General features: G+C 59.1%; 13 protein-coding genes. 4 read left to right on the top strand and 9 right to left on the bottom strand.

All coding sequences use genetic code 11. The features are described 5' to 3' along the window. The first annotated feature begins 139 nt into the window (after positions 1-139). Together FJ414_RS27725 and FJ414_RS27720 are read left to right on the top strand one after the other, a co-directional pair. Complete coding sequence (locus FJ414_RS27725; protein WP_140647552.1) at positions 140-448, top strand: hypothetical protein; 309 nt, start codon at positions 140-142, stop codon at positions 446-448. A 217-nt stretch (positions 449-665) separates the two neighbouring features. Beyond that, positions 666-1307 carry an MBL fold metallo-hydrolase gene (locus FJ414_RS27720; protein ID WP_140647551.1) on the top strand — a complete coding sequence of 214 codons (642 nt, stop codon included), beginning with the start codon at positions 666-668 and terminating at the stop codon, positions 1305-1307. A gap of 68 nt (positions 1308-1375) precedes the next feature. Here FJ414_RS27720 and FJ414_RS27715 read toward each other — a convergent pair whose 3' ends face one another. From FJ414_RS27715 to FJ414_RS27705, 3 genes are all read right to left on the bottom strand, one after another. Beyond that, a complete protein-coding gene (locus FJ414_RS27715) occupies positions 1376-1789 on the bottom strand; it encodes a BA14K family protein (RefSeq protein WP_140647550.1) in 414 nt (137 codons plus the stop codon). A gap of 271 nt (positions 1790-2060) precedes the next feature. After that, positions 2061-2273 carry a cold-shock protein gene (locus tag FJ414_RS27710; protein ID WP_006202521.1) on the bottom strand — a complete coding sequence of 71 codons (213 nt, stop codon included), beginning with the start codon at positions 2271-2273 and terminating at the stop codon, positions 2061-2063. A 238-nt stretch (positions 2274-2511) separates the two neighbouring features. Next, entirely contained in the window at positions 2512-2724 is a 213-nt protein-coding gene (locus FJ414_RS27705) for a cold-shock protein (RefSeq protein WP_006202520.1), read from the bottom strand. 449 nt (positions 2725-3173) lie between these two features. Between FJ414_RS27705 and FJ414_RS27700 the strand changes: the two genes are divergently transcribed. Further along, on the top strand, positions 3174-3575 hold the full coding sequence (locus FJ414_RS27700; RefSeq protein ID WP_140647549.1) for a Kazal-type serine protease inhibitor domain-containing protein: 402 nt from the start codon (positions 3174-3176) through the stop codon (positions 3573-3575). A 29-nt stretch (positions 3576-3604) separates the two neighbouring features. Here FJ414_RS27700 and FJ414_RS27695 read toward each other — a convergent pair whose 3' ends face one another. Beyond that, positions 3605-6400, bottom strand: a complete 2796-nt coding sequence (locus FJ414_RS27695) for an ATP-binding protein (protein ID WP_140647548.1) — start codon at positions 6398-6400, stop codon at positions 3605-3607. Positions 6401-6721: 321 nt separating this feature from the next. Between FJ414_RS27695 and FJ414_RS27690 the strand changes: the two genes are divergently transcribed. Next, the gene (locus FJ414_RS27690) at positions 6722-8356 is read left to right on the top strand and encodes a tetratricopeptide repeat-containing sulfotransferase family protein (RefSeq protein WP_140647547.1); all 1635 of its coding nucleotides are present in this window, start codon (positions 6722-6724) and stop codon (positions 8354-8356) included. Positions 8357-8411: 55 nt separating this feature from the next. Here FJ414_RS27690 and FJ414_RS27685 read toward each other — a convergent pair whose 3' ends face one another. The 5 genes from FJ414_RS27685 to FJ414_RS27665 all read right to left on the bottom strand — a co-directional run bounded on the left by FJ414_RS27685 (position 8412) and on the right by FJ414_RS27665 (position 11759). Beyond that, entirely contained in the window at positions 8412-8765 is a 354-nt protein-coding gene (locus FJ414_RS27685) for a DUF1428 family protein (RefSeq protein WP_140647568.1), read from the bottom strand. A gap of 108 nt (positions 8766-8873) precedes the next feature. Next, complete coding sequence (locus FJ414_RS27680) at positions 8874-9290, bottom strand: glyoxalase/bleomycin resistance/extradiol dioxygenase family protein (protein WP_140647546.1); 417 nt, start codon at positions 9288-9290, stop codon at positions 8874-8876. A gap of 145 nt (positions 9291-9435) precedes the next feature. Then, positions 9436-9618, bottom strand: coding sequence for a hypothetical protein (locus FJ414_RS27675; RefSeq protein ID WP_041012788.1), 183 nt, complete (start codon positions 9616-9618; stop codon positions 9436-9438). Between the two features lie 92 nt (positions 9619-9710). Next, on the bottom strand, positions 9711-10100 hold the full coding sequence (locus FJ414_RS27670; protein ID WP_140647545.1) for a nuclear transport factor 2 family protein: 390 nt from the start codon (positions 10098-10100) through the stop codon (positions 9711-9713). 132 nt (positions 10101-10232) lie between these two features. Continuing rightward, on the bottom strand, positions 10233-11759 hold the full coding sequence (locus tag FJ414_RS27665) for an ABC-F family ATP-binding cassette domain-containing protein (protein ID WP_140647544.1): 1527 nt from the start codon (positions 11757-11759) through the stop codon (positions 10233-10235).

Genomic DNA, 11759 nt, shown 5'->3' with positions numbered 1-11759 from the left:
CACAGCTTTTTTGTGCAATAGGGGCGGTTTTCGAGCCGCCCTTTTTATTTAAGCGCCCGCGCATTTGACTTTCAAACAATTCAGCGTCTCATGATGGCGTCGGCCCGAGGAGGCTGGCGGCTATGGAGGGACTAGTTACATGGACAGCAACACGATTATCCAGATCGTTGTACAGGTAATTGCCGGCGTTATCGGTGGCCAGGCGGTTGGCGCGGCGCTGAAGCAGGCGGCGATGGGCCAAGTCACCAAAATCCTCGGCGGCGCGATCGGCGGCGTCGGCGGCGCGGCCATTCTCGGCAGTTTGCTCGGCGGCGGCGGCGTTGACGCGGCAGCGGCGGCGGGTGGCATCGGCAGCGCGCTCGACCTGAAGAACCTCCTCGGCGGCGTTGGTGGTGGCGCGATCCTGACCGGCATCATCGGCGCGGTCATGAATGCGATGAAGAAATAGGTCGGGTTCTTTCGGACCTTTGCCATGGGCGGCCTTGGCCGCCCATTCCTTTTGGGAACATGGCCGGCGGCCTTGGCCGCCCATTCCTTTTGGGAACATGGCCGGCGGCCGCCTCGGCCGCGCATTTCCTCCCGAAGTTCGGACAATGGTGGACGAGGTTCGCCGGGCTGTCTACATCAGGCGACACTTCGAAGGAAACCGGTGGGGAAGGAAAGCCATGGGTCAGCTCAATGCCAGCATCGTGCCGGTCACGCTCTTCCAGCAGAACTGCACCATCCTGTTCGACATGGACGACAGGAACGGCGTCGTCGTCGATCCCGGCGGCGATGTCGACAAAATACTGTCGGTGCTGAAGGACAATGCCATCACCGCCGGCGCGATCTGGATCACGCACGGCCATATCGACCACGCCGGCGGCGCGATGGAACTGAAGGATGCGCTGGGCATCGACATCATCGGCCCGCACGAGGCCGACAAGCCACTGCTTGCCAATCTCGAGAACCAGGCCAAGCGCTTCGGCCTCACCGACCCGGTGCGCAATTGCGTGCCGGACCGTTTTCTGACCGAAGGCGAGGTCGTGTCCTTCGGCGGCCATCGGTTCGAGGTGCTGCATTGCCCGGGGCATGCGCCGGGCCATGTCGTCTACTACAACCGGGCGGCCAAGTTCGCGCATGTCGGCGACGTGCTGTTCCGGGGCTCGATCGGGCGCACCGATCTGCCCGGCGGTGACCATGCCGCGCTGATCGCCTCGATCAAGGACAAGCTTCTGCCGCTTGGCGACGACATCGGTTTCATCTGCGGCCATGGCCCGGGCAGCCGCTTTGGCGACGAGCGGCGGACCAATCCGTTTCTGACCTGACCCCGCAGGCAAAGAAAAAGCGCCGCTGGAGGCGGCGCTTTTGCCCGGGGCAGGGAACCCTGGTTTTCTTAATTAGCAACGCAGAAATGCTGGGCGCCATCATTGCCGGTGAAGGTGCCGGTGCGCGAATTGAAGCTGCGGTAGCGATCCGAGCAATACTCGTACCAGCCGCGGGTCCACGGTTCGGCGTAGCGGTCGGCATAGACGACACGCGGCTGCTGCACGTAGTAGCGACGCACCGGCCGGTCGACATAATAGCCGTCATCATAGGCCGGGTCGTAATAGCGCGGCCCAGGGTTGCTGAGCGCACTGCCGATCAGGGCGCCCGCCGCGAGGCCGACGACGCCGGCAGCAAGGGCGTCACCGCCGTGACTGCGGTGATGGTGCCAGCGCCAGTCGTCGGCATTGGCCGCCGAGAAGGTGGCCAAGGTGGTCGCGGCAATGCCAACGCTCAGGATGGCGGTCTTGAGAAAGCTATTCATTTTCGGTCTCCTTCGCGCCGGCCCGCGCATTTTTTCGGGGGATACGGACCGGCTTTAGCAAAGGTTAATAGAAGACCGTGGCTGAACGGAGGCTGAACGGAAGTCGGCGCAAACGATTTTTCGTGGCTTGCCGATTTTCAAGCCCGGGCGACTTTTGGAGCCTGGGCGATTTTTTTGAAGCCGGGGCGACTTTTCCGGGCCTGGGCACGATCCATTCCGGGCGGGAGCGGTCCCGCCTGAAAGGCCTCCGTCGGATCCGTCGTGGGCCGGCTTAGCCGATCGACAGATTGACGGCCTTCGGACCCTTGCCGCGCTTGTCCGGCTCGGTGTCGAATGTCACTTTCTGCCCATCCTCAAGACCGGGAAGGCCCGACGCCTGCACAGCCGAGATATGGACGAAGACATCCTTCGCGCCATCATCGGGCGTGATGAAGCCGAAGCCCTTGGCATGGTTGAAGAATTTGACGGTGCCGGTCTGCGGCATGGGAAACTCCTTTGATCCCATCAAGTCAAGTCTCGGGCCGGCAAACTGCCCGAGAGGAAATTTGTCCTTTATTTTAGCGCTATCGGCAAGAGAAAGTTTTCGCCTGCCGATCCAAGCATTTGCGCACAAAAAAGGCGCGACCGTCTCGGTCGCGCCTTCGCAATTTCAGGCCTGTGCAGAAGCCGGTTCATGATCCTGCCGCACCATTGCATCCGCAAGGATAAGGCTGTTGCGGGGATCAGGCGGCGCGCAGGTTGACCGCCTTCGGGCCCTTGCCCATGCGGTCCGGCTCGACGTCGAAGGTGACCTTCTGGCCGTCGACCAGCGTACGCAGGCCTGAGGCCTCGATCGCGGAAATGTGGACGAACACGTCCTTGGCGCCACCATCCGGCGTGATGAAGCCGAAGCCTTTGGTGGCATTGAAGAACTTTACGGTACCGGTCTGGGCCATTGGGGAAACTCCTTCACCCGTGTCAGTCTTGTGGTTCGCCCGCTGCCTCGCGCCTCGGGCAAATCCCGGTGGTTGCTTCGGCGGTCATGCATTCGCGCATGGTCAAACCCCCCGCCGAAAAACGGGGTTGTCAGAGATTCACACTTATCGGGGAAAGGTCGTCCAAAACGTTCCGCTCTCCGGGTCGCAAATGCCCGAACATGATTTTTATTACACGGAAACGTGATGCTTGCAAGACGACGCTCGCGGGCGGCCCGCGGCGCGTCCAACGCTGGGGCCTCGATAGACCCGGCCTCATCACCGGTCATCGGCCAGAGACGGGCCAAGCATGGGCCAGAATGAGGGTAGCGACCATGGGTCGTGCGCTCCACAAACGATGGTTGCGTTTACCGCGCGGGATGCGAGTATATCGCGAGCCGGCATCACGCGTCAGGATGGAGGGGGGACATATGCGGTTTCTTGCGGTCTCGCGGCAGGGCGTCGTCATTTTCATGCTGTCCGCGCTGCTGGCAGCCTGTACTGTCGTCGTCGACGATGGGCCGCGCCCGCGGCCGCCCCGGCCGCATCCGCAGCTCTGCACCATGCAATACGAACCGGTCTGCGCGCGGCGCGGCGGCGACCGCCAGACCTTCGCCAATGCCTGCCTGGCCGAAAGGGAAGGCTACCGCATCGTGCGCGACGGTCCTTGCCGCGATGGTGGTGGTGGAGGCGGTGGCGGCGGGGAGCAGACGTTCTGCACGCGCGAATACGCGCCGGTCTGCGCCAGGCGACATGGGCAAGTGCGCACCTTCCCGAACGCATGCGAGGCCCGCGCGGCGGACTATCGCATCGTCGGCGACGGGCCGTGCTGAAGAGGACTGTTGAGCTGATATCGTGTTAGTTAAGCACTTGGAGAGGGGAAAAAATTAGCCCATCGGTCTGCAAAGCATCCTCTGATTTCTACCTTTTCCCGGTAGGCTTCAAAAGAAAAATCGGAAGATTCGGAATAATAAACGTCTAGCAGGTCGGATCTAATTTCCTCAGAAGCTAGCAGCGTCTTATTATACACGGAATCAACTCTTTCTCCGATCTCCACAATGGCGTGTCTTTTACCGAATCTCTCGATTTCATCGGATCTGTCCACTAGATCAACCATCCAACGAGTAGGTCGGACCAAGCTCTTCAGACTTTCTGCCAATTCAATAGGCATTACTCCAACGATATAATCATATTCCCCGAATTGGACTAAGTCTCGCATTGCGCGAAAATTGTGTGATAGGGTTGATGGGGAGGATGGCGGGATGCCCCTGCACGAGAACCACTGATCTTCAAACCTCTGATTAATATTTTGTGAACCGTCGTATGTTTTGCCGACATTCATGATCGTCCGTATTCCAGTCGACCTTACTATATCGTAATCATATGGAATTATGTCCGGCCCTCTAAATAGAAATGCCCCTCGATCAAAATAAATATACGGGGAGTGTTCCTCACCTATGACAAATTTTTTCATACTTTTAATCTCGCTATGGAACGTGTCGACCGATCTAGCGAATGATTCGAATAGGAAATCGTCTATGTGATCCGTTATTTCTTGATCAAAGGAGCTAAATTGCGTCCGCGAAAGATTCAATGGCGCAAATGCGTCGGGGTCCTCTAGAGTTAACCAGAATTTCTTTCTTCTTTTGATGGAGCTATCCCCATAGTATGCGCGGTCTTTATCAAAAGATAGCGAGTTAAAAAGCTCACCAAGTCCGTATAGGCTATCTATTGATGAGTAAGGTCCGCTATCGGAGATTTGTCTAACGGCAATTCCGTTTACAAAATCTGGTCGATCTACTCTTTCATTGCTTAACCCCCATCGAACATTCTTAAACTTATTGGTGTTAAATGTGTTTATCGGATCAGAATTATTTTCGTCAACATGTATAATTTCTTCATCGCCATCTTCGGATAGATGTATATCAACTCTTGGCGATGACTTGTCGAACGAATAGTAATGTTTATGATCCTTAAGGTACGCGTAAAGCTTTCCTGCGCGATGAGAGTCTGTTTCGATTTCTATCTCGCATCCAATGTCGCGCTTGGCTGGCTTTATCTCTATCTCCTTGTCATGCAGACCTGCGGAAAATTCATGGCCCATAGCATCGTTTGCATTCCAACGGCGCGTCTTTACTGAGATCTTTGGCCCGATCAAAAAAGCTGCAAGGGCGCCCACACCAAATCGGCCCGAACGTGCAATGGTGGAATGGCCGTCGTCGTCGACATAGGTTGCTTGCCAGCTCTTTGATGTTCTGTATGACGCGCCTGCATTTAGGAAATAATTTTTGAGTATGTCGATATCCATTCCAACTCCATTATCGACAATTCGAAATGAAGCGGTTGACTCGTTGACATTCAGAAAAACATCGATCTTTCCAATTTCTTTCTTTAAATGTGGGGTGTCCAGTGCCTTCGCTTCAATTACCGCGTCGCGAGCGTTCTGGAGCAACTCGCGAACGCCGTAGCCTGGGTGGTCGCCGTACAGCGGCGATAGAAGTAGGGAAAGCATTTCGGTTTCAGCAACCTTGAATGAGATGCTATCGGGCACAAAATCTGGGGACGCAAAGTTTTCAAGAACATTGCTCCGGATTCTGCGGACAGACAGATGCAGTCGATCCAACCTCGATGCTTCTTGCCGACCGTAGACTTCCCCCAGGACTGCCCACGTTTTATCCATTTCTGACTGCAGGTCCGTCAGCCACCCCTTGACCCTGAGGAAATCGGAAACATTTGACGGACGGCTATCAATTAGGATTGCGTCGGGGTCGTCGTGAGTTCGAGTGATGTTTATGACGCTTTGGTGAACTCGCCATTCGCGTTGTGAGATAGGGCTTTTGATTGGGTGTATTGTTCGAAGCGTTGGCGCGCGGGTCGCTTGAATTTGCGCGTAATCGGCCAATCGAATCAGGCCCATCAAATAGACGATATGTATCCGATTGAAGTCGCGAATATCAAATTCAGAACCGATGTAAGGGAAAGTGGTTCGCAAATCCATCCCATGACTTCGGGCGATGTAGCCAATTAAGTCGCGTATCCGGTTGTCGAATCCGGGCAGCATTTGCGGAAGAGAAAGATATTCGCTAAGTCCTAAAGCGATATCGTGTGCCAACTGCGGGTGGTTTCTTCTAAGAAATTCGCCAACAAGTAACCTTTGCCTGTCGGTGAAGTCGAGAATGTTGGAGGGAAGATTTGGTATTGGTTCTATGTCGCCAAAAATAGATATTAAGGTATCCTGATTAAATCTTTTTGCCTCTTGTACGAAGTTCTTCCATAGACTTGGCCATGTTATTTTATCGATCTTATTGTATATTTTTATGTGGTTTTCATTTACCAGCTTTAAAAACTGCTTCTCGGTTAGGTGCATCCCGCAATCGTGACAGAAGCAAGAGCAAAGAAGAACAGATATGTCCTCTGCTGAAACGACGGGAAACGAATCTCTTGAAATAAATTCCATCGCCGAGCTAAAAACTTCTAGCGAGTGCCTCTCGGAGTGATCGGTATAGTTTTTAAAAAATGGAATTCCAGAAACCTTAAACCATTCTGAAAATCGATTTGCCGCTGTGATAGCACTCGGAGCATATTGAGCGTCTGACTTAAAGAGTGAGAAGATTTCGTCAGGGATAATCTTCTCAACTGTCTCAATGGTGATTGACATTTGACATCCATAATGTGCGGCCGGCAGCGATCTTAGACGGCCTTGGACGGTTGTGACGAGCTTTCAAAGGCATAGAACGAGCGTCTTTCCACAGATGATATTTTTGCTGACCCTCGAAATGGCGATGGAATTTTAAGCGTCATGTCCGCCGGGGCCTCGGCCAAACGTGTGGAGTCTAATTCGTCACTTGAATCCCGTACCCGCATGGCTTAGGTCCGGCGGACCAACAAATACGGCAGGTTTCCCATTAGCAAAGATCACAGAAGAGCGGCAAACGCCGGCGGCAGGCCAGGTGGCTCGGCCAGCCCGCTCGACCCGTATGTGCAAAAGGCGCTGCAACTGCATCAGGCGGGGCGCCGCCAGGAGGCCGAGGCGCTCTACCGGCAGGTCCTGGGGCAGCAGCCGAACCATGCCGCCGCGCTGCATTTCCTCGGATTGCTGCTGCACCAGACCGGCAGGAGCGAGGAAGGGCTCGATCTCATCGAGCAGTCGGTGACGCTGCAACCCGAGAATGCCGACTTCCTCAACAATATGGGCACGGTCATGCGTGACCTCGGGCGCGTCGCCGCCGCGATCGATTTCTTCCGCGGCGCGGTCGATATCCGGCCCGACCAACTGGCCGCGCGCGACAATCTCGGTTCGTCGTTGACGCAGCTCGGGCAGTTCGACGCCGCCGAGGAGATCTATCGCGGCACGATCGGCCGCAATCCGTTCCATGTCCGCGCGCGTGTCGGTCTCGCCGAAACGCTGCAGGAAGCCGGGCGGCTGGACGAGGCGATCAAGCTGTTCCGCGAGGCGCTGTCGATCCGGCCGAAGGACGCCGAGCTGCTCTACGGGCTGGGCGTCGCGATGATGGAGAAGGGCAAGCTCGACGAGGCAACCGATCTCGCCCGCCAGGCACTGGCGATCGCCCCGAACATGGCCAGGGCCTGGCTGCTGCTTACGCAGGTCAAGCGCCAGACCGAGCGCGACAAGGAGCTTTCCGGCATGGAGGCCGAGCACGCCAAGGCGCCGCAGGGCAGCCTGGCGCGCATGCAGCTCTCCTTCGGCCTGGGCAAGGTCAATGACGACCTCAAGGACTATGGCCGCGCTTTCGACTATTTCGCCGAGGGCAATGCCATCCGCCGCAAGGCGATCGACTACGATCCCGCGCGCACGCGCGGCGAATTCGAGGCGATGAAGGCGGCCTTCGACACAGCCTTTTTCGAAAAGCACAAGCCAAGCGGCATTTCCGACGACACGCCGATCTTCGTCGTCGGCATGCCGCGTTCCGGCACCACGCTGGTCGAGCAGATCATCGCCAGCCACCCGCAGGTCCTTGGTGCCGGCGAGTTGAACATCCTGAAGACGGCCGTCGGCAAGCAGTTTCCGATGAACATGCCGGGCGGCTTCCCGGCCGGTGTCGCCGACATGCCCGGCAAGGCGTTCGCCGAAGCCGGCCAGGCCTATCTCGACATGCTGCATACCCGCTATCCGGGGTACCGCCATGTCACCGACAAGATGCCGGGCAACTTCCTTCTGGTCGGCTTCCTGCACATGATGCTGCCGAAGGCCAAGATCGTCCATTGCGCGCGCGACGCGGCGGCGACGTGCCTGTCGATCTTCAAGGTGCATTTCCGCGGCGACAGCCATCGCTACGGCTATGATCTCGGCGAGCTCGCCGATTTCCACAACCTCTACACCGACATCATGGCGCACTGGCACAAGGTGCTGCCGGGCGTCGTGCACGATGTGCGCTACGAGGATTTCGTCGCCGACCAGGAAGGGCAGACGCGGGCGCTGATGGCGTATCTCGGCCTGCCCTGGGACGACAAGGTCCTGTCGTTCCACGAGACGGACCGGCCGGTGCGTACCGCATCGGCGGCGCAGGTGCGCCAGCCGATGTATCAGGGCTCGGTCGATCTGTGGAAGCGTTATGGGGACCGGCTGAAGCCGCTGCTGGATAAGCTAGCGTAGCAGGGCGAAGCCTCTCGGCTTCGTCATAGGATGACGAAGCGAAGGGCCGAGTTCCTCAAAGCTCCACGAACGGCTGGAAGCCGCCGAAGATCATGCGCTTGCCGTCGAACGGCATGGCAGACCAGTCCATCTTGAGGCGCTCGTCGGCCATCACCTTGGCCATGACCGCGTCGCGGCTCTGTCTGGACTCGTAGACGACCCAGGCGAAGATGACGATTTCATCGTCCTTCGCCTGCACGGCGCGCGGGAACGAGGTCAGCTCGCCATAGGGCACGTCGTCGCCGACGCATTCGACGTAGGCGAGCGCGCCATGCTCCTTCCAGACGGCGCCGGCGTTCGCAGCCATTTTCTTGTACGCATCAAGATTTGCCTTCGGCACGGCGAGCACGAAGCCATCGACATAGGACATGGTGGACTCCTCTTTGCTGAAATCAGGCGCCGGGCCGGCGGGGGTGCGACCCGGCGCGAGTGAGCGCGACATGCCCGCCATTGGCGGGCGCCGCTGCTCGCCAGGAAATCACTTCACCGGCGCGTTCATCGCCCAGGCGACGCCGAAGGGGTCTTTCACCTGGCCCCAGCGGTCGCCCCAGAACATCACCTGCAGCGGGGTGACGACCTCGCAGCCGGCATCGACCGCGCGCTTCCACCAGGCATCGATATCGTCGCCGCCGAGATGGAGCTGCAGCGTGTAGCCCTGCGCCGCCTGGTGCGGATGGCCGTGCTCGGGATAGGCATCGCCCAGCATCAGCGTCGAGCCGTTGACGTAGAGATGGATGTGCATGGTGCGGCCCTTGTCGTCCGGCGGATAGGCGAACACTTCCTCCGCGCCGAAAGCCTTCTTGTAGAATTCGGCGGCCTTGATGGCGCCGTCGACCTGCAGGTAGGGAGTCAATCCGCCAAGGACCTTGGCGCGGGGCGGGGTCTGGTCGTTCATTCTCGTGTTCCTCTTCACGGGGTTGATCTGGCCACCCAAGGACGGACGAACCGGCGGCGATCCTACATGCCTCCCGAAAATTTCTTAAAGGGCCGGTTCCCGGCAGCCGGGGCGACCGGAGAACAATCGCATTGGATATGCCACTTTATATGACCTTCGCCGAGAAGGTGGCGGCACGGCGGCTTTCCCGCGTTTCGAAAATCTCCGGAAAGCCGATGTCCTTGCGCAACTCGGCGGGCAGCGAAAGCAGGATGCGCTCGCTGCGATGACGGGCACGCGCCGCGGCATACCGGTTGGCGAGGCGGCCGATGGATGACAGTACCGACATGTTGGTTCTCCCTGGTTGATGCCGGCATCACGGTGTCGGCATCCCAAGGACGAGGCGGCAACAGGCGATCCGACAGATCGCCTCAATCTTTTTCAGAACACCGACGCCGCCAGCGCGGTATCGTAATATTCCACCATCTCGATGATCTCGCCGTCGCGCACCGTCCAGAAATTGGCGGTCCGCATGATGAACTCCTCGCCGGTGGCGCGGCGTGTCATGTAGATTTCGACCTGCGCGGCGACCTTGTCGCCGCCGTCGATGATCTCGACAGGGACGAAGTGCCGGTATTCGAAGTCATCGTCGAGCGCCAGGAGCCTGGCGAGGAATTCCTGCTTGCCATGCGCGGTGCCGGCATGACGCGATTGCCGGGGATCGGCAATCCAGCGGAATACGACATCCTCGGCGCAATGGGCGAGGGCGCCCTCGATGTCGCGGTCCGCATAGGCTTTGTAGAGATTGCTGACGATTTCCACTGCACGCATGGCCCGTTCCCTCCATGGCTGAGCAATTCAAGATGCTCCTTTTTTAGCAGATGGAAAAGTATTGCCGGGCCGGCAGCAAAGCCTGCCGGGCCGGCGTTGCTTCGAATGCTGGCCCGGCAGATGTATCGTCTCTCAGCTCGGCGTTTCGGCGACGGAGCGGAAGAACGCTTCCGGGTCGTCGACTTCGGTCAGCCGCCGCCTGTCGATCAGCCAGAAGCGATTGCCGACGGCGCGGATGAAAGAGCGGTCATGCGAGGCAAGCAGGCAGCTCGCCTGATGCTTCAGCAATTCGTCCTCCAACGCTTCCTGACCGTCGATATCGAGGTGGTTGGTCGGCTCGTCGAGCAGATAGAAATTGGGATGGATGAGCCGCAGTACCAGCATCATCAGTCTCGATTTCTGTCCGCCGGACAGAAGGCCGATCTTCCGCTCCTGCATTTCGATGGCGATGCCGGCGCCGGCGAGCAGAGAACGGGCGCGCTGCTCGCCGACATCGAAGCGGCGCGAGAGCATCGCCAGCGGCGTGTCGTCGCCATCGATGCCCGACAACGCCTGATCGCTGTAGCCGAGCGCGGTCGAGGGCGTCACCTTGACGTTCGCGACCGAACCTGGCGCGGCGACGGCGTCGCGGATCATCGCGATGAAGCGCGTCTTGCCGACGCCGTTTCGGCCGAGCAGCACGATGCGATCGTCTTGGCAGATATGGCGCTTGCCGGTCCTGAACAGCAGCGTGCCGTCAGGGGTTTCGACCGCCGCGTCCTCGAGCGTGACCAGCACCTTGGCGTGGGTGCCGCGGTTGGCGAGCCTGATCGCGCCGGCCGAGCGTTCGCGGTGAGCCGCCACCGCCGCATCTTCCAGCTTCTCCGCCCGCTCCTTGAGCTGCCTGGTCTTCACCGTCAAAAGGTCGCTGCCGGAATTGATGCCGATATTGTTCAGCTTGGCGGCCTGCTTGCGCAGCTGCTGGGCGATTTTCATGTCGCGCTCGAACTTCCGCGCCGTCGCCGCATCGACCTCGTCGAGGGCCTGCCTGGCGCGCGAATACGGCAAGGCGAACACCGGTGAGTCCTCCGGACGCAGGAACAGTGTGCGGTTGGTGGTGGCGTCGAGGAAGGCGCGGTCGTGGCTGGCGATGATCACCGGCACCTCGCGGGGCAACGCGTTGAGCCATGTCTCGAGTTGGCTGATCCTGGCAAGGTCGAGATGATTGGTTGGCTCGTCGAGCAGGAGCACGTCCGGATCGGTGACCCAGACGCGCGCGACCAGCGCCAGCCGCTGCCAGCCGCCGCTCAAGGCGCGCATTCTCCGCTCGCGCATGTCCTCCGGCACGTCGAGCGAATCCAGCACCACGTCAACGCGCCAGAGCTCTCTGCCGCGCTGTTCGGGCGGCAAAGCATCGGCGACGACGTCATGGAAGCTGCGGTCGAGCAGCGCGTCGGGGACGGATTGCTCGACATGGCCGACGCGCAAGCCGCGCGAGCGGGTGATGTCGCCGGTGGTGGCTTCGAATTCGCCGGCCAGGCATTTGAGCAAGGTGGATTTGCCACGGCCATTGGCCGCGACGATGCCGAGCCGGTCGCCGGCGCCGATGATAAGGTCGAGATTGGAAAAAAGCGGCGCACTCATGGTGACGCCGAGGGATTTGAGGCTGATCAGGGCCAT

It is taken from the genome of Mesorhizobium sp. B3-1-6, assembly GCF_006439555.1.
Lineage (GTDB): Bacteria > Pseudomonadota > Alphaproteobacteria > Rhizobiales > Rhizobiaceae > Mesorhizobium.
The sequence above is the reverse complement of the archived record's forward strand: the minus strand, read 5'-3'. Positions and strand labels throughout refer to the sequence as shown.